This is a genomic window from Streptomyces sp. NPDC043876 (assembly GCF_056435825.1).
The window spans coordinates 36,090-52,566 of the sequence record NZ_JBWKDV010000007.1 but is presented as its reverse complement, the minus strand read 5'-3'; the positions used below and the strand labels follow the sequence as shown (position 1 = coordinate 52,566).

The following is a 16,477-nucleotide window of genomic DNA, read 5'->3' as shown; positions in this document are numbered from 1 at the left end:
CCCCTCAGCGCACGTGCACCGGAGCGTCCAGGGCCGCCCGCACCGCGCCCGCGAACGCGTCCGGGTTGTCCAGCATGATGTTGTGCCCGCAGTCCGCGACCGGCACGACGCTCACACCGGCCGCCTCCAGCTCCGCGGCCCCCGCGAGGGCGCCGTCCTCGGCCGGGTACAGGAAGGCGCGCGGGATCCGCAGCCCCACCAGCAGCTCCCGCATGGTGGGCCGGGTTCCCGCCGCGAGGTGAACGGCGCTGCGGTGCAGGGCGGTCCGACCCGCGAGCCGCATCGTCGACCACCAGTGCGCGCCGACCCGGTCCCGCACCTCGGCCCAGCCGCCCGCCAGGAACTCCTCCTCCGTGTAGGCGGCGAGCCCGCTGCTCCCGGCCGGCACCTCCGCTCCGGGCGCGGGCGGCTCCGCCGGGTCGAGGTTGGCGTCGACGAGGACGAGCCGCGAGACCAGCCGGGGGTGCCGGTGGGCCAGCACGATCGCGACCGCCCCGCCCATGCTGTGGGCGATCACCTCCGCCCCGGCGACCTCCGCCTCCAGGAGCGCGTCGGCCACGGCGTCGGCGTGCGCCTCCAGCGTGTACGAGAACTCCTCGGGCCGGTCGCTGTGGCCGTGCCCCAGCAGATCCAGCAGCAGCGAGCGGCGCCCGGCGAGCCGGGGGTGCGTCGCGCTCGCCGCGAAGTACGCGGGCGAGGTGGAGCCCAGTCCGTGCAGGTAGACCCGCGCCGGTTCCTCCCCGGCCAGCTCGACCCACCGGATCCGGTCCCCCTCCGCGGTCACCACGGCACTGTGCACAACGAACCCCCGTCATCCTCCATCGAGTTACGGCACGACCCTAGAGAAGGTCCCGCCCCACCGGCATCCCGGTTTCCGACAGGCAGCGCGCCGCGTGCGCCACCGAGGCCATCGTCACGTGCCGGTGCCAGCCCGGCAGCGAGCGCCCCGCGAAGTCCCGCAGGCCGACCTCCTGCACGCTGCGCGCCGAGGTCGCCGACACCCGGCGCGCCTGCTTCGTCATCCGCAACAGCACCGCCGGGGTCACCGGCACCGGCCGGGCCAGGTCCGTCACCCACAGCTGCGTGGGCATGCTGCGGGCATCCGTCCATTCGCCGAGCAGGGTCAGGTGGCGGCGCCGCGCGGGCGAGGGGTCCGGCATCATCACGCGCACCGCGGCCACCAGCGAGGTGCGCCGCTGGCCCGGGTACAGGGGGTCGGCCCACTCGACGGGCGTGCGCAGCGCCCGTACGTTCTGCAGCACGTCCCGCGCCGCCAGGGTCCCCGCGCCGTGCCCGGGGAGCGCCGGGTCGGTCACCAGGAGCCGGGCGGCCGGACTGATCCGGGCCAGGACCGGCAGCTTCGCGTCGGCGAACCGGTTCATCGTGGAGCGGGTGCCGATGTTCTGGATGTCCAGCAGCACCGGCCGCGGCGGCACCGCGACCTGGCGCACGGCGTCCAGCACCCCGGTCACCGCGCACTCCTCGTACGTCTCCCCGGACCGCTCGCCGCCCTCGAACCCGGCGGCGTCCGGACCCTCTGCGGAGGGTCCGTCCGCGGACGGGCCCTCCTCCGGCAGGTACAGCCGCCACCCGACGGGCGTGACCACATCGGCCGAGGTGAACCAGATCCCGCAGGCCTGCTGCCCGCGGAACATCTGCCCGCGGTGCGGGTCGTACTGGCGGCCCACGCCCACCGAGTGCTCCCCGCCCTTCGGGATCGCCATCGGCTGGGCCACCCAGGCCGTCAGCGGCGAGGACTGCTCCAGGTACTGCGACAGGGCGGTGCGGATCGGCTGCCAGTCCCAGGTGGAACCGGCGATGAAGTGGTGCAGGCTCTGCTCGGCGGCGGGCCCGCCGATCTGCTGCGCGATGTTGCGGATGGACTTGCGGCCGGGCGTCGCGAGCAGCCCCCGGACGTACTGCAGGCCCTTTTCCCGCTGGTCGCGGCGGCGCAGCGAACCGAAGACCGCCCCGCACAGATCGGCGGCCGCCTCGTGCGCGCGGTCTCCCGCGTCGACGCGCCCGGGCCCGCTACGGCTGCGCGGGCGGGTCGGGACATGACTCCTGTACATGGTGCTCGTGCTCACTGTGTTTCCCCCGTCAAGTCAACTGTCGACCTTCGACCCCACCGTCCGGTGCGGCCCCCGCACGGGGGGAGGTGCGCCGGGCACACACATCGCGCCCGGTGTGGTGGGCCCCCCACCACGGGGCCGCCAGTACCGCAGACTGGGGGCATGTCGATTCACGAGAACCTGCTCGGCGGCCCTGCCCCGACCCACCTGCCCGACGACCCCGAGCCGCGCGAGGCCCTCGCCGCGGGCACCGACCCGGCCGAGGTGGCCGCGAAGTACCCGACCTCCTCCCTCGCCTGGGCCCGCCTGGCGGACGACGCGTTCGAGGCCGGCCGCGCCGTGGAGTCGTACGCCTACGCCCGCACCGGCTACCACCGCGGCCTGGACTCGCTGCGCCGCGCCGGCTGGAAGGGCCACGGCCCGGTGCCGTGGGAGCACGAGCCGAACCGCGGCTTCCTGCGCGCCCTGCACGCCCTGGCGCGCGCCGCGCACGCCATCGGCGAGGACGCGGAGTACGAGCGCTGCTCGACCTTCCTGCGCGACTCCTCGGCGACGGCGGCCGACACCCTGAACTGAGGTCCGCGCTCCTCGGGGGCCGCCGGGGAAGGTGTGAAGGTGGTCACCTTCCACTGGCGGGCCCCGCGGGCCCCCGGCCTATGATGCGAGCAGGGGACCGGAGCTCCACTCACCCAGCAGGAAGGGGCGGACCGCTACCCGGAAGTTCATATCGAGGAGACAGCGATGTCGGAAAACCTTGATGCCTCCGGAGTGGGCGGTTCGGAAACCCCGAACCTCGACTTCGCCGGCACGACCCCGTACGAGGACTACGTCCAGGCGGACGTCCTCACCCACCTCCAGCACCTGCGCTCTGACGACCCGGGCGAGATGGTCTTCCTGGTCACCACCCAGGTCATGGAGCTGTGGTTCACGGTCATCGTCCACGAGTGGGAGACCGCGGCCCGCGCCCTGCGCGAGGACGACCTCCCCGTCGCGATGGACGCGCTGAAACGATCCCTCCGTGAGCTGGAGGCCCTCAATGCCTCCTGGCGCCCCCTCGCCCAGCTCACCCCGGCGCAGTTCAACTCGTACCGCGGCGCCCTCGGCGAGGGCTCCGGCTTCCAGTCCGCGATGTACCGCCGCATGGAATTCCTCCTCGGCGAGAAGTCCGCGTCGATGCTGGTCCCGCACCGCGGCGCGCCGCGCGTGTACGCGGAGCTGGAGAAGGCCCTGGCCGAGCCCAGCCTCTACGACGAGGTGCTGCGCCTGCTCTCCCGCCGCGGCCTGCGGATCCCCGCCTCGGTCCTCGGCCGCGACCTCACCCAGCGCTACGAGCCCTCGCCGGTCGTGGAAGCCGTCTGGACCGAGCTGTACGCCGACCCGGACGCCCACGGCGACCTGCACCGCCTCGGCGAGGTCCTGACCGACGTCGCGGAACTGGTCTGGCGCTGGCGCAACGACCACCTGGTCGCCACCCGCCGCGCGATGGGCGCGAAGACGGGCACGGGCGGCTCGGCCGGCGTCACCTGGCTGGAGAAGCGCGCCCAGAAGAACGTCTTCCCGGAACTCTGGACGGCGCGCAGCCATGTCTGAGACCCCGGCTGTTTCAGCCCCTGTTCCGGCACACCCAGCCCCTGTTCCGGCACATCCAGCCGCCGTTCCGGCACATCCAGCCGCCGTTCCGGCACATCCAGCCCCTCCGGCGTTTGAGGAGCGGGGTCCGGGGCGGAGCCCCGAAACGCCCGGCGCAGCCGCCCCGCAGGCCACGACACCGGCCCCGCAGGCCACGCCAGCCGCCCCGAAGGAATCGGCCCTACAGGCCCGCGCCGCGGACCTGGACGCCAAGGACGACCTGGCAAAGCTCCGCACCCGCTTCACCCTCCCCGAAGGCCTCGTCTACCTGGACGGCAACAGCCTCGGCGCCCTCCCGGCAGGCGTCGCGGCCACGACGGCGGACGTCGTCACCCGCCAGTGGGGCGAGAACCTCATCCGCTCCTGGTCCGAGGGCACCTGGTGGACCGCCCCCGAGCGGATCGGCGACCGCATCGCCCCCCTCATCGGCGCGGCCCCCGGCCAGACCGTCGTGGGCGACTCCACCAGCGTCAACCTCTTCAAGGCCCTGGTCGGCGCCGCCCGCCTCGCGGGCGAAGGCCGCACCGACCTCCTGGTCGACGCGGCCACTTTCCCCACCGACGGCTACATAGCCGCCTCCGCGGCCCGGATGACCGGCCTGAACGTCGTCCCCGTCGACCCGGACCGCGCCGCCGAGGCCTTCGGCCCGTCCACGGCCGTCGTCCTGCTCAACCACGTCGACTACCGCACCGGCCGCCTGCACGACCTCCCCGGTCTGACGGCGGCGGCCCGCGCGGCGGGCGCGGTCACCGTCTGGGACCTGTGCCACAGCGCGGGCGCCCTGCCCGTGGACCTCGACGACAACGCCGTCGACCTCGCGGTGGGCTGCACGTACAAGTACCTGAACGGCGGCCCGGGCTCCCCGGCGTACCTCTACATCGCGGCCCGCCACCAGCGGGACTTCGATTCGCCGCTGCCCGGCTGGAACGGCCACGCGGAGCCCTTCGCGATGACCCCCGGCTTCACCCCGGCCGAGGGCGCCGTCCGCGGCCGGGTGGGCACCCCGGACATCCTGTCCATGCTCGCCCTCGAAGCGGCCCTGGACGCCTGGGACGGCGTGACGGTGGACGCCGTCCGCGCCAAGTCCCTCGCGCTGACGGACTTCTTCCTGGAGTGCGTGGCGGCGTACGTGCCCGAGGGCGCGGTCGAGTCGGTGACCCCGGCCGCGCACGCGGAGCGCGGCAGCCAGGTGTCGCTGCGCACCGAGAACGCCTCCGCCGTCATGGCCGAGCTGATCGCGCGCGGCGTCGTGGGCGACTTCCGGGCCCCCGACGTGCTGCGGTTCGGCTTCACCCCGCTGTACGTCGGTTTCGCCGACGCGGAGCGGGCCGCCCGGACGCTGGGTCACATATACGGGTGATGTCGGGGCGAAACGTCACGGCAAGGGGGCGGGCGGGGCTGCGGCTCCGCCCGCCCCCGCATATGCGCCCCCGTGCGCCCGGGGTGGCACGGAACGCCGGGTTCCAGCCTGATACGGTCCCGCTCTGCCCGGAACACATGTACCCGCCGGCTCTGCTGTCCCCGCTGTCCCACGCGTTACCGGAGGTTGAGCTGATGACGGACCCCGCAGTGGAACGTGACGCTGCCGAGGCCGCGTCGGCCTTCTCCCACCCGCCGGTCGAGCCCGACACCACCGCCGCCTACGGCGAACACCCCGACCAGGTCATCGACTTCTACGCCCCGCGCGCCGCGGGCCCCGGCCCGGCCCCGCTGGTCGTCGTCCTGCACGGCGGCGCCTGGCGCGCCCCCTACGACCGCCACCACATCACCCCCTTCGCGGACTTCCTGGCCCGCCAGGGTTTCGCCGTCGCCAACGTGGAGTACCGCCGCGGCAGTTCCCTCCCGCACCAGCAGGCCGAGGGCCCGATCGCGGGCCGGTGGCCGGAGACCTTCGACGACGTCGCCGCCGCCCTGGACGCGCTCCCCGCCCTGGTGCCGACCGCCCTCCCGGGCATCGACCCGCGCCGCATGGTCGTCACCGGCCACTCGGCAGGCGGTCACCTCGCCCTGTGGGCCGCCGCCCGCCACGTCCTGCCCGCCGACGCCCCCTGGCGACTCCCGGCCCCGCCGCCCCTGCGCGGCGTGGTGGCCCTGGCCCCCATCGCCCACTTCCGCGAGGCGGAGTCCCGCGACGTCTGCGGCGGCGCCTCGTCCCAGCTCCTGGGCGGCCCGGCACACTTCTCCGCCCGCCTCCCGTACGCCGACCCGGCCGCCCTCCTCCCGACGGGCATCGCCACCACCCTGGTCCAGGGCCGCGACGACATCGTGGTCCCGCCGGAGGTGGCGGAGGCCTACGTGGACGCCGCCGCGCAAGCGGGCGAAATGGTCGGCCTGACCCTCCTGGACGGCGTAGGCCACTTCCCCCTGATCGACCCCTCGGCCGACGCCTGCGCAGTGGTCTCGGAAGAAATCGCCCAACTGGCCTGGTAGCGGGACCCGGGAACGCCATCTGGTCCGCCGATGTGAGTGACCGACCGATGGACGTCGTGGACATCGAGGTCTACGAGTCCGCCGCGCCGCGCTACCGGACGGCCCTCACGGGAGACTGTCCGTGCGCTCGGCCAGGGCGCGGAGTTCGTCCGAGGCGGCACGGCCCGCCACGAGTACGAGGTCATGTACGACCGACCGCGAGGCGACATGCGTGTGGATCATCTCGGGGGCCAGCTCCTCGGCGCGCAGAAGGCTGTCGAGGGCATCGGCGTACTGCCGGCGCTGGGCGTGTGCGCGGCCCACGTCCATGAGGAGACGAGCCTGCCGCTCGGAGGAGAGACCGGCGGTGTCGAGGTCCTTGGCGATGTCGAGAGCCTCGCCCGCGTCACCGAGGTCGACTGCCGTGGAGACCGCCTGGACCTCCACGTTCGTCGGGCCGAACTCCAGGTTGAAGTCGTTCCGGTCCGTGCCGAGCTGATGGGCGATGACCCGGGCCGCATCGATCTCACGGCGTGCGGACGGCCTGTCACCGGAGCGGGCGTGGACGAGCGCCAGCATCAGGTGCAGCGAGCCCAACACGGAGAGGTGCTGCGGCGCGGGCTCGTCGACCTCGGCGTGGTGCTGTAGGGCACTGACCGCCGTCGCGGCCGCGTGCTCGGCCTGGTCGAGGTGTTGCAGGCGGACGAACGCGTGGCACAGGCGGTAGACGCCCGCGAAGACACCGAGTGGATCGCCGGACAGTTCCGCTTCGCGGATGGCCCGGTCGGCCGCGACCCATGCGGCGTCCGCCTCGTTCTGGCGGACGAACGCGGCTGCCAGCGCCTGGTAGGTCCTGGCCAGGAGATCGTGCAGTTCGGGCAGGTACTTCGCCGGCGCAGTCCTGCTCGCCCGCTCCAACCGGGGTACCAGGGGGCCGACAGCGGCGCTCAGTTCGGCGAAGCGGTCCCCGTGCGTGAGATCCCAGACCTTCACGACCGCTGCCCGCAGATCGTCCAGCGTGTCGGGCCGGAAGTCCTGGCGCGGGCTGAGGAGAACGCCAAGCGCAGGATGGCCGGACAGCACGAGGCGGGCCTGATCCAGGTCGTTCGTCTCCGGCTGAGGCGTCGGCTCGGCTTCGGCCGGCGGCGGGGCAGCGGGTTCGAGCACCTGGAGCGGCACACCGAGCCCGTCGGCCAGCAGGCGCAGCACATCGAGGCGGTTCACCGGCTGGATTCCCCGCTCGACCTGGGACAGCCAGCTCGCCGTCCGCCCGATGGCCGCGGCGAGTTCCCCTTGCGTCATTCCCCGCTGCTTGCGCAGGTCGGCCACTCGCGCGCCGAAGACGCGCCGCTCCTCGGAACTCACTGCTGTGCTGCCACCTTCCCGCTGATCGCTTCGAGGAACGTGACCTCGACACCGGCAAGGTACTGCTCCCGCTCGGCGAGGAAGTGCTTCGTGTGGGCTTGGGCCTCGTGTGCGTCGAACGCCGCCCGATCCGCGTACAGCTCGTAGAACACGCGGATGAGCGGCTCACCCTCCGGCACGTGCACCACGTAGGTCAGCGTCCCCGGCTCGGCGCTCTTGATGCCCTCCAGGGTGGCTGCGCACAGCTCGTCGAAAGCCGCCGCCGCTGCCTGATCGCGGAGTGAAAACCGCACGACCAGGCCGAATCCCTCGCTCATACGTGCTCCTTTCGGTCGCAGACAGTCTCGCAGGTACACAGATTTCCTGCGAGTAACAGATTCTCTTGACTCACAGAAAAACTGCGAGTAGCGTCGTAGTCATTCCACTACTCACAGTGATAGAGCGGCTGGAGCCAAAAGAACGGAGATGTGTGATGCGCCAGATTCCGACGAACGAAGCATTCGGACACGTCGACCACCCCCACCTCCGCCGACAAGTCCGCGACCCCAGGTCCGATCGTGAGGGTGAGTTGATGGCCGTGGTCGAGGAGTACGTCGGCACGGTCGCTGGGGCACCGCGGCACACCCGCACCGCATTCGTCCGGGCGCCGAACGGCCTGGAGTTCACGGCGGCACCGGACACCCTGGTGCGGCTGTGAACACCGCCGCGCCCCGGATCTGCGCGGCCGGAGAGGACCCCATCCGGACTGGCGGATGGGAGTCGCGACTCGCGCAGGAAGCGGCGTACGTACTCGCCCACGCGGAGCAGCCGCCGGACAGCGCGACCACCGTGGAGTGGCTGGCGTACCTGGGCGAAGGCGGCGGCCTCCTCGCTCATGGCGTCCGGTCCTCGCACTTCAAGGCCGAAGGCCGTCGAACCCTTACGGCCGCGGCCGCCCTGGCCGCGTGGCACACGGCGACCCGCCTTCCGGACGGTTGGCGGAAGGCGGTCGCCCTCGCGGAAGCGATCCGTGACCTGCTCACCGAAGAAGCCGAGCACCAGACCCGCCGCCGCGCACAGCGGGAAGAGACAGGCGGACAGGAACAGGAACAGGAGCAGTGAACGAGCACCTGCGCCAGCTCCTGTACGTCCTGATCGTGCTCGGTGCGCTAACCGTCATCGTCCTGGGCACCCGCTGACGCGATGTCCCGGGGCGGGGCCAGGAGTGCCAGGCGGGGAACCGCCCACGCAGAGCTCCGCCGGGCCCGGGCGCGGCCGGGGCCTCCAGACGACCCGATCCGCTCGATCTCCCGTCCTGACCTGGACGTACTTCGCTTGGACGGGTCTGGTGGGCCCATATTCCCGGCAGGGATGTTCTCCCCTCCATACGCTCTGACGGGATGAAGAGACGTGTGCAGTACACCGAGCAGGTCGCGCGGTTCGTTGACGACTACCTGACCCGGCCGCAGAGATGAGATCCCGGTCGTCGGGAACCGCTTCCCCCTGGGCGTCCTTTGTCGGGGCCCTCCGCCAGGCATTCATTGCCTGCCGGTCCGGCGCGGGCGGTCAAGGGTGGCCGCAGGCCATCGCGTAGCGACGCGACGAAGGAGCGCCCTTGAGGGGCCGGGTCGGACCGGGAACACCCTCGGCTGGTGGATGGCCCCGACTGCCGAGGTTCGCTGATGCGGGCCGATGGTGGTCCGGCCCACCCACAGCGGACCGTTGGCGGCCAACGGAGGCGGCCTCCGACCGCCTCCGGCCGCCTCCGGCCGCCGCCTGGGCGTGCCGGTCCACGCGGTCGGCCCATGGGGCGCAGGGATCCGGCTCCGCGCCCGGCGGAGCCGAGCCCGGCGGGACAGGTGCCGGATGCGCAGGCGACGTACAAAGGAAGGCGCTCCCCGCGTCAAGGCCCGGGACGCCGAAACCGGATGGGGTGGTCGTGCGGCGACACGCCGTACGGGTCCCCCACTTGGCGGCATCCGGGCGGCAGGGTCCCGGTCGGTGCGCACTCTTCTGCGGAACTTCGGTCTGACCGCCGCCTCCCTCGCCCTCCTCGGCGCGACCGTCCCAGCCACCGTCCGAGCCCCCGCCCTCGCGGCCGCCCCCGCCCCGCCGGCCACCGAGGTGGTGCACGGCCTCGGCTTCGACGCCTGCGCCGCGCCCCCCGTGAAGGCGATGCGCGCCTGGTACGGGACCTCCCCCTACCGGGCCGTCGGCATCTATGTCAGCGGCAGCCAACGGCACTGCGCGCAGCCCGAACTGACCGCCGAGTGGGTCCGGCAGGTGCGCGCGATGGGGTGGCGGCTGATCCCCGCGCACGTCGGCATGCAGGCCCCCTGCAACGACTACCCGCACAAGACGGAGCGCTTCGAGCCCGCCCGCGCCGTCGAACAGGGCCGCGCCCAGGCGCGCGAGGCGGTACGGCGCTCACCGCGCTCGGCATCGGCAAGGGCAGCCCGGTCTACCTGGACGTCGAGTCGTACGCCGTCAAGGACGCGCCTGCGGCATGCGGCCGGGCCGTCGTGGACGCGGTGGTGGGCTGGACGCGGGAGCTGAAGGCATCCGGCTACCGGGCCGGTTTCTACTCCAGCCTCGGCTCCGGCGTCCGCGACCTGGCCGAAGCGGCCCGCGCGGGCCGTTCGCCGCTCCCCGAAGCACTCTGGTACGCGCGCTGGGACCAGCGGGACACGACGGCCGACCAGGGCCCGCTGACCGCCGGCCTGTGGCCGAAGGACGCCCGCATCCACCAGTTCGCGGGCAACGTGAAGGAGACCTGGGGCGGCGAAACCCTCACCATCGACCGCAACCGGCTGGACGGTCCGGTGGCCCGGTAGCCGCGCGCGTCGCGTGCTCTGTCACCCGGACGGGTGATCCCGGGGACTTGCCCACCTGCTCGGCGCGGGCCGCCCTACGCTCGCGCCATGCCGGGAACCACGCGCATCACCGTCACGCTGCCGACCGCGCAGGTGGCGACCCTGAGGGGGCTCAAGGCCTTCACCGACCCCCCGCCCCCGGCCCCGCCACGCACGAGGGGCGGACCGCGTGTGGCGGTCCGCCCCTCGGGCGTCGTACCGGGTGGCGGCCCGCGGGGCCGCCGGTCCGGCTACAGGAACGAGTTGATCTCGATCGTCTCGGTGCGGCCGGGGCCGACGCCGATCGCGGAGATCGGGGCGCCCGACATCTCTTCGAGGGCCTTCACGTACGCCTTGGCGTTCTTCGGCAGCTCGTCGAAGGTCTTCGCCTTGGTGATGTCCTCGGACCAGCCGGGGAAGGTTTCGTAGATCGGCTTCGCGTGGTGGAAGTCGGTCTGCGAGTACGGCAGCTCCTCGACGCGCTTGCCGTCGATCTCGTACGCCACGCACACCGGGATCTCTTCCCAGCCGGTGAGCACGTCGAGCTTGGTGAGGAAGAAGTCCGTCAGGCCGTTCACGCGGGTCGCGTAGCGGGCGATCGGCGCGTCGAACCAGCCGCAGCGGCGGTCGCGGCCGGTGGTGACGCCGCGCTCGCCGCCGATGCGGCGCAGCGCCTCGCCGTCCGCGTCGAACAGCTCGGTCGGGAACGGGCCCGCGCCGACGCGGGTCGTGTACGCCTTGAGGATGCCGATGACGCGGCTGATCTTCGTCGGACCGACACCCGCACCCGTGCAGGCGCCGCCCGCGGTCGGGTTCGAGGAGGTGACGAAGGGGTACGTGCCGTGGTCGACGTCGAGCAGCGTGCCCTGGCCGCCCTCGAACAGCACGACCTTGTCCTCGTCGAGCGCGTTGTTGATGATGAGGGTGGTGTCGGCGACGTAGGGCTTGATCAGCTCCGCGTAGCCGAGCATCTCGTCGACGATCTGGGCGGCGTCGATCGCCCGCCGGTTGTACAGCTTCGCGAGGAGCTGGTTCTTGCCCTCCAGCGCCGCTTCGACCTTCTGGGTGAGGATCGACTCGTCGTAGAGGTCCTGGACCCGGATGCCGATGCGGTTGATCTTGTCCGCGTACGTCGGGCCGATGCCACGGCCGGTCGTGCCGATCTTCCGCTTGCCGAGGAAGCGCTCGCCGACCTTGTCGAGGGTGACGTTGTACGGCGTGATCAGGTGCGCGTTGCCGCTCAGGAGCAGCTTGGAGGTGTCGATGCCGCGCTCGTTCAGGCCGCGCAGCTCGGAGAGCAGGACGGCCGGGTCGACGACGACACCGTTGCCGATGACCGGGGTGCATCCGGGGGAGAGGATGCCGGAAGGGAGAAGGTGCAGTGCATACTTCTGGTCGCCCACGACGACCGTGTGGCCGGCGTTGTTGCCACCCTGGTAACGCACTACATAGTCAACGGATCCACCGAGCAGGTCGGTGGCCTTTCCCTTGCCCTCGTCACCCCACTGAGCTCCGAGCAGCACAAGAGCGGGCACAGGCGTACACCTCTTCCGGATGGGGCATGTCCAAGGTCAGGGGGCGTACGACGATGTACACCGCAGGCTGAGCCGTCGGACCGGTACCCCGGAATAGACGAAGGCCCTGGCGCAATAGCGCAAGGGCCTCTTGCACAAAGATGCTACCCGAGGAAGGACCGAGGTGTCGGCTCCAGAGCCCACCATGAGCCATGCGGGCGCGCCGGTAGGCGGCCTGCTCGTGCTCGTCGACCCGGTCGCCCGCCGCCTCGACGGCGAGTCCGTGCGGATCGCGAAGGATGTCTTGTCGGCGGGGGCGGCGACGAAGATCTGCCTCCCCGAGAGCCTTGAGGAGTTCGCGCGGGCCCTCGCCCGCCGGGGTCATCGGCAGCCGGTGATCGTGGGTGACGACCAGGCGCTGGTGCGCACCGTGGGGCTGCTCCACCGGCGCCGCGAGCTGGCCGACGCGGCGCTCGCGCTGGTGCCCGTCGGTGCCGCCGGATCGCTGTCGCTGGCCCGCGCGCTGGGCGTTCCGGTGGGCGCCGTGGCGGGGGCGCGGGCGGTGCTCGACGGGGCCGTGCGCACCCGTGACCTGCTGGTCGACGACAGTGACGGGGTGGTGCTGGGGGGTCTGCGGATCGCCGGGCCGGGTGGTCCGCCCGGCCGCCGGACCGGAGTCGCGCCGTCCGGTTGGCCGGTCGGCCGGCCCGTCGGTGCGGGGGGTGGCGGGGGTGCCGTCGCGGGGGCCGGGGTGGGGCGTGCGGCCGCGCCCGGGGCGCCCGGCGCGCTGTCCGTGTGGAGTGCGTGCCGGTCGCTGGTGCGGACCCTGGTGCGGCCGCCCGTGGGCCGCGGGGCGGTCCCCGCACAGCGGCTGCGCCTGCGGGTGGAGGCGGACGGAGTGCTGGTCAGCGACGTGGACCGGGCGGTCGCCGACGTGGCCGTGGAGGCCCGCGACGGATTGGTCGAAGTCGTTGTCCGGATGGTGGACGCCGAGCCCGCCGTGATCGGACGGGGGCTGTCCGTGACGGTTTCGGGCGCGGATTTCCGCTACCGCGCCGACCACGCCGACACCGGCCCGGTGCGGCGCCGGACGTGGACCTTGCGGCCGGGGGCGTGGGGGCTGACGCTGCCGCGATGAGGTGGGTGGGCTGGGGTGGGGGAGGTGGTGCTGCTGAGCCCGGTGGTGCTGGGGGTGCGCGAGTTGTACGTCGCCCGGCGGGCCCGGAGCGCGCTGCTGACCCCGGCTCCCTGGAGGCCGTACCGCGTCACCGTGCGCCGGGGCCGGCTCGGGGGCCCGGTGGTGCTGCTCGGGGAGGGTCAGGGGGTGGTGGCGCTGGGACCGCTCGGGAGGCGGGTTCCCGGGGCGGCCCTGGCCGCCGGGGTCGGCGGGGGACGCGGTGCTGTGGCTCGCGGAGGGGGCTCCGGGGGGCCGGTGCTGGGTGTGGGCGCCGGGGGCGCGCGGGCTGGGGCGGGGGAGGGTGCGGGTCAGGGCAGGTCGAGGGTGGCGCGGTGGGCGCGCCAGCGATCCATCAGGTCCAGCATCTCGCCGTGCATGAACTCGAAGAAGGCCGCGGTCTCGGCGACGCGGCTTCCGGCCGGGGTGTCCGGGCCGAGGCCGATCGCGCCCTCGCGCAGGGTCTTCTCCCACAGGGTGAGGATCTGGTCGCGGCGGGTGAAGGTCTCGTACCAGAACTCGTTGTGCAGGACGTAGCGGTCGCGTCGTGAGCCCGGTTCGCGCTCCCGGCTGACCATGTTGACCTGCGTGAGGTAGCCGACGGCGCCCGATACCGCGGCGGGGCTGATCTGCAGGGCCAGGCTCAGCTCGGCCGAGGTCATCGCCCCGACGTCGCTGGCCAGCAGGGCGGCGAAGACCCGAGAGGCCATGCGCTGCATGCCCGCCTCGGTCAGCTGCGAGGCGAAGCGCTCCACGAAGCGGTTGACCGCTTCCTCGTCGCGGGCCGGGGCCGGGGCTGGGGCTGGGACCGGGGCTGCGGCGTCCGCGTCCGCCCGCTCCGGGCCCGTCGGCTTCTTCGTCTGGGTCTTCGTCTTCATGTCCGCCACCCTCCCGACTTTACTCGATTTCCAACCTTCACAAAATTATGAAACCAGCGTACCTTCGGAACATGACGAAGGCCATCAGTGTCGCCGGACTCCACAAGTCGTTCGGCCGCACCCACGCGCTGGACGGGCTCGACCTCTCGGTCGCGGCCGGCGAGGTACACGGCTTCCTCGGTCCCAACGGCTCCGGGAAGTCGACCACCATCCGGGTCCTGCTGGGTCTGCTGCGCGCGGACTCCGGCAGCGCGGTGCTCCTCGGCGGCGACCCCTGGGCCGATGCGGTCGCCCTGCACCGGCGCGTCGCCTACGTCCCCGGGGACGTCACCCTGTGGCGCAACCTCTCGGGCGGCGAGGTCATAGACCTGTACGGGCGGTTGCGCGGCGGACTGGACGCGAGGCGCCGGGCCGAGCTGATCGAGCGGTTCGAACTCGACCCCACCAAGAAGGGGCGCACGTACTCCAAGGGCAACCGGCAGAAGGTCGCCCTCGTCGCCGCCTTCGCCGCCGACGTCGACCTCCTGATCCTCGACGAACCCACCTCCGGTCTGGACCCGCTGATGGAGGAGGTCTTCCACGGCTGCGTGGCCGACGCGCGCGCCGCCGGGCGGACCGTCCTGCTCAGCTCGCACATCCTCAGCGAGGTGGAGGCCCTCTGCGACCGGGTCAGCATCATCCGCAAGGGGCGGACCGTGGAAAGCGGCAGCCTCGCCGAACTGCGCCACCTCAGGCGCACCTCGATCACCGCCGAGCTGGCCGCCGCCCCCAACGGCCTCGCGCACCTGCCCGGCGTGCACGACGTCGAGGTGCGGGGCCTGACGGTCCGCCTCCAGGCCGACACCGACAAGCTGGACGCCGTGCTGCGCGCCCTCGCCGCGTCGGGGGTCCGCTCGCTGACGTCCACGCCGCCGACGCTGGAGGAGCTGTTCCTGCGCCACTACACGGGGGCGGACGGGGAAGCGGACGCCGCCGAGGACGTGCGGGAGCAGCCCGGCGCGGTGGCGGGTGGCGCGCGATGAGGGGCCGCCTCGCCGGGACGGGCGGGCTGTTGCGGCTGGCGCTGCGCCGGGATCGCGTGCTGATGCCGGTGTGGATCGGGGTGGTCTCGCTGCTGGTGCTCAGCATGCCCGCCGCGCTGCAATCGGCGTACGGGACGGCGGCCGAGCGGGCCCGACTGGCCGTCACCATGAACGCCAACGGCTCGCTGCGCGCCCTGTACGGGCCGGTCTTCGGCGATTCGATCGGCGCGCTCAGCGCGTGGAGGGGCGGGGTCTTCGCCGGGTTGTGCGCCGCGGTCATGAGCCTCGTCATCGTCGTCCGGCACACCCGGGAGGAAGAGGAGAGCGGCCGTCAGGAGATGCTCTGCGCCGCCATGGTGGGGCGCACGGCCCCGCTGACCGCCGCCCTGCTGGCCGCCCTCGTCGCCAACGCGCTCGTCGCGGTCCTGGTCGCGGCCGGACTGGCGGGCCGGGGAGCGGCCGGTGCGCTGGCGCTGGGGGCCGCGCTCGGCGCGACCGGGATGGTGTTCGCCGCGGTGGCCGCGATCGCTGCGCAGCTCACCGAGAGCGCGCGCCTGGCCAAGGGGATGGCGGGCGCGGTGCTGGGCGCGGCGTTCGTGCTGCGGGCCTCCGGGGACGCGGGCCGGGCCGCCGGGGGGTCGGCGCTGACCTGGGCCTCGCCGCTGGGCTGGCTGGAGAACGTACGCGCCTTCGCCGCCGAACGCTGGTGGGTGCTCGGCCTCTTCGCCGCGGCCTGCCTGGTGCTGCTGGTGCTCGCGTACGTCCTGGCCGGGCGCCGGGACCTGGGGATGAGCTTCTTCGCGGCCCGGCCGGGACCGGCGCGCGGGCGGCTCGGTGGGCCCGCGGCGCTGGCGTGGCGGCTCCAGCGGGGGAGCGTGCTGGGGTGGAGCGCCGGGTTCCTCGCGGCCGGGGCGTCCTTCGGGGCGATGACCGAAGGCGTGGCCCAACTGGTCGGGGACAACGCGAAGACCCGCGAGATCATCGAGCGGATGGGTGGACAGGCTGGAGTGACCGACGCCTTCCTCGCGGCGATGGCCGGGATGCTGGGGATGGTGGCGGCGCTGTACATCGTCTCGTCGGTGCTGCGGCTCGGGGGCGAGGAGAACGCGCAGCGCGCCGAACCGCTGCTGGCGGCCGCCGTCGGGCGCCTGCGCTGGGCGGGCGGCCATCTGGTGATCGCCTTCGGCGGCTCGGCGCTGATCCTGGCCCTGGGCGGGCTCGGCCTGGGCCTGGGGCACGGCCGGGACGTGGGCGCGGCGGTGGGGGCCTGCCTCGCGCAGCTTCCGGCGGTGTGGGTGATCGGGGCGCTGGCGGTGCTGCTGCACGGCGCGCTGCCGCGGTTCGCGGTGGCCGCCTGGGCGGTGGCGGGTGCGGCGCTGGCCCTGGGCTGGGTCGGCCCGGCGCTGGGCCTCCCGCAGGCCGCCCTGGACCTGTCGCCCTTCGCCCACCTGCCCCGGCTGCCCGGGCCCGGGGCGGTCGAGTGGATACCGGTGGCGACCCTGACCGGGCTGGCGGCCGTGCTCACGGGGGCGGGCCTGGCCTCCCTGCGGCGGCGCGACCTGGTGGGCTGACGGGGGCGGGGG

General features: G+C 73.3%; 15 protein-coding genes and 1 pseudogene. 10 read left to right on the top strand and 6 right to left on the bottom strand.

The window, feature by feature from the left end; all coding sequences use genetic code 11:
• Positions 1-4: 4 nt before the first annotated feature.
• Together AC0693_RS22020 and AC0693_RS22015 are read right to left on the bottom strand one after the other, a co-directional pair.
• Positions 5-799, bottom strand: coding sequence for an alpha/beta fold hydrolase (locus AC0693_RS22020; protein WP_478802635.1), 795 nt, complete (start codon positions 797-799; stop codon positions 5-7).
• A 40-nt stretch (positions 800-839) separates the two neighbouring features.
• Complete coding sequence (locus AC0693_RS22015) at positions 840-2,072, bottom strand: IS701 family transposase (protein ID WP_478802829.1); 1,233 nt, start codon at positions 2,070-2,072, stop codon at positions 840-842.
• Positions 2,073-2,234: 162 nt separating this feature from the next.
• Between AC0693_RS22015 and AC0693_RS22010 the strand changes: the two genes are divergently transcribed.
• The 4 genes from AC0693_RS22010 (at position 2,235) to AC0693_RS21995 (ending at position 6,131) form a co-directional block, all read left to right on the top strand.
• Complete coding sequence (locus AC0693_RS22010; RefSeq protein WP_356406381.1) at positions 2,235-2,648, top strand: DUF3151 domain-containing protein; 414 nt, start codon at positions 2,235-2,237, stop codon at positions 2,646-2,648.
• A gap of 165 nt (positions 2,649-2,813) precedes the next feature.
• The gene (locus AC0693_RS22005) at positions 2,814-3,662 is read left to right on the top strand and encodes a tryptophan 2,3-dioxygenase family protein (protein ID WP_356406383.1); all 849 of its coding nucleotides are present in this window, start codon (positions 2,814-2,816) and stop codon (positions 3,660-3,662) included.
• A complete protein-coding gene (gene kynU / locus AC0693_RS22000; RefSeq protein ID WP_478802634.1) occupies positions 3,655-5,061 on the top strand; it encodes a kynureninase in 1,407 nt (468 codons plus the stop codon). Before AC0693_RS22005 ends, kynU begins: the two co-directional genes overlap by 8 nt.
• A 194-nt stretch (positions 5,062-5,255) precedes the next feature.
• Complete coding sequence (locus AC0693_RS21995; protein ID WP_478802633.1) at positions 5,256-6,131, top strand: alpha/beta hydrolase; 876 nt, start codon at positions 5,256-5,258, stop codon at positions 6,129-6,131.
• 105 nt (positions 6,132-6,236) lie between these two features.
• Here the strand turns inward: AC0693_RS21995 and AC0693_RS21990 are convergent, their stop codons facing one another.
• Together AC0693_RS21990 and AC0693_RS21985 are read right to left on the bottom strand one after the other, a co-directional pair.
• Positions 6,237-7,475 carry a helix-turn-helix domain-containing protein gene (locus tag AC0693_RS21990; RefSeq protein WP_478738008.1) on the bottom strand — a complete coding sequence of 413 codons (1,239 nt, stop codon included), beginning with the start codon at positions 7,473-7,475 and terminating at the stop codon, positions 6,237-6,239.
• Positions 7,472-7,792, bottom strand: coding sequence for a putative quinol monooxygenase (locus AC0693_RS21985; protein ID WP_478802632.1), 321 nt, complete (start codon positions 7,790-7,792; stop codon positions 7,472-7,474). Before AC0693_RS21985 ends, AC0693_RS21990 begins: the two co-directional genes overlap by 4 nt.
• 254 nt (positions 7,793-8,046) lie before the next feature.
• Here AC0693_RS21985 and AC0693_RS21980 point away from each other — a divergent pair, with 254 nt between their 5' ends.
• The 3 genes and pseudogenes from AC0693_RS21980 (at position 8,047) to AC0693_RS21970 (ending at position 10,288) form a co-directional block, all read left to right on the top strand.
• Positions 8,047-8,172, top strand: a complete 126-nt coding sequence (locus tag AC0693_RS21980) for a hypothetical protein (RefSeq protein WP_478802631.1) — start codon at positions 8,047-8,049, stop codon at positions 8,170-8,172.
• Positions 8,169-8,576 (top strand): hypothetical protein, encoded by a 408-nt coding sequence (locus tag AC0693_RS21975; RefSeq protein WP_478802630.1) that lies wholly within the window; start codon positions 8,169-8,171, stop codon positions 8,574-8,576. The genes AC0693_RS21980 and AC0693_RS21975 overlap by 4 nt, the downstream gene beginning before the upstream one ends.
• Before the next feature lie 570 nt (positions 8,577-9,146).
• Positions 9,147-10,288: pseudogene (locus AC0693_RS21970) on the top strand (DUF1906 domain-containing protein).
• A gap of 269 nt (positions 10,289-10,557) precedes the next feature.
• Here AC0693_RS21970 and AC0693_RS21965 read toward each other — a convergent pair.
• Entirely contained in the window at positions 10,558-11,841 is a 1,284-nt protein-coding gene (locus AC0693_RS21965) for an adenylosuccinate synthase (protein ID WP_330331271.1), read from the bottom strand.
• A 184-nt stretch (positions 11,842-12,025) separates the two neighbouring features.
• Between AC0693_RS21965 and AC0693_RS21960 the strand changes: the two genes are divergently transcribed.
• The gene (locus AC0693_RS21960) at positions 12,026-12,958 is read left to right on the top strand and encodes a diacylglycerol kinase family protein (RefSeq protein ID WP_469319783.1); all 933 of its coding nucleotides are present in this window, start codon (positions 12,026-12,028) and stop codon (positions 12,956-12,958) included.
• Positions 12,959-13,305: 347 nt separating this feature from the next.
• Here the strand turns inward: AC0693_RS21960 and AC0693_RS21955 are convergent, their stop codons facing one another.
• Positions 13,306-13,872, bottom strand: coding sequence for a GbsR/MarR family transcriptional regulator (locus AC0693_RS21955; protein WP_478802629.1), 567 nt, complete (start codon positions 13,870-13,872; stop codon positions 13,306-13,308).
• A gap of 71 nt (positions 13,873-13,943) precedes the next feature.
• On the opposite strand from AC0693_RS21955, the gene AC0693_RS21950 reads away from it, so the two are divergent.
• Both AC0693_RS21950 and AC0693_RS21945 read left to right on the top strand, forming a co-directional pair.
• A complete protein-coding gene (locus AC0693_RS21950; RefSeq protein WP_478802628.1) occupies positions 13,944-14,894 on the top strand; it encodes an ABC transporter ATP-binding protein in 951 nt (316 codons plus the stop codon).
• Positions 14,891-16,465, top strand: a complete 1,575-nt coding sequence (locus AC0693_RS21945; protein WP_478802627.1) for an ABC transporter permease — start codon at positions 14,891-14,893, stop codon at positions 16,463-16,465. The genes AC0693_RS21950 and AC0693_RS21945 overlap by 4 nt, the downstream gene beginning before the upstream one ends.
• Positions 16,466-16,477 lie beyond the last annotated feature (12 nt).

What these genes read in the sequence shown, in the direction of transcription:
- AC0693_RS22015 (WP_478802829.1), bottom strand. Translation starts at nt 2,072, where the DNA reads ATGTACAGGAGTCATGTCCCGACCCGCCCGCGCAGCCGTAGCGGGCCC.
- AC0693_RS22010 (WP_356406381.1), top strand. Translation starts at nt 2,235, where the DNA reads ATGTCGATTCACGAGAACCTGCTCGGCGGCCCTGCCCCGACCCACCTG.
- AC0693_RS22005 (WP_356406383.1), top strand. Translation starts at nt 2,814, where the DNA reads ATGTCGGAAAACCTTGATGCCTCCGGAGTGGGCGGTTCGGAAACCCCG.
- kynU (WP_478802634.1), top strand. Translation starts at nt 3,655, where the DNA reads ATGTCTGAGACCCCGGCTGTTTCAGCCCCTGTTCCGGCACACCCAGCC.
- AC0693_RS21995 (WP_478802633.1), top strand. Translation starts at nt 5,256, where the DNA reads ATGACGGACCCCGCAGTGGAACGTGACGCTGCCGAGGCCGCGTCGGCC.
- AC0693_RS21985 (WP_478802632.1), bottom strand. Translation starts at nt 7,792, where the DNA reads ATGAGCGAGGGATTCGGCCTGGTCGTGCGGTTTTCACTCCGCGATCAG.
- AC0693_RS21980 (WP_478802631.1), top strand. Translation starts at nt 8,047, where the DNA reads ATGGCCGTGGTCGAGGAGTACGTCGGCACGGTCGCTGGGGCACCGCGG.
- AC0693_RS21960 (WP_469319783.1), top strand. Translation starts at nt 12,026, where the DNA reads ATGAGCCATGCGGGCGCGCCGGTAGGCGGCCTGCTCGTGCTCGTCGAC.
- AC0693_RS21955 (WP_478802629.1), bottom strand. Translation starts at nt 13,872, where the DNA reads ATGAAGACGAAGACCCAGACGAAGAAGCCGACGGGCCCGGAGCGGGCG.
- AC0693_RS21950 (WP_478802628.1), top strand. Translation starts at nt 13,944, where the DNA reads ATGACGAAGGCCATCAGTGTCGCCGGACTCCACAAGTCGTTCGGCCGC.
- AC0693_RS21945 (WP_478802627.1), top strand. Translation starts at nt 14,891, where the DNA reads ATGAGGGGCCGCCTCGCCGGGACGGGCGGGCTGTTGCGGCTGGCGCTG.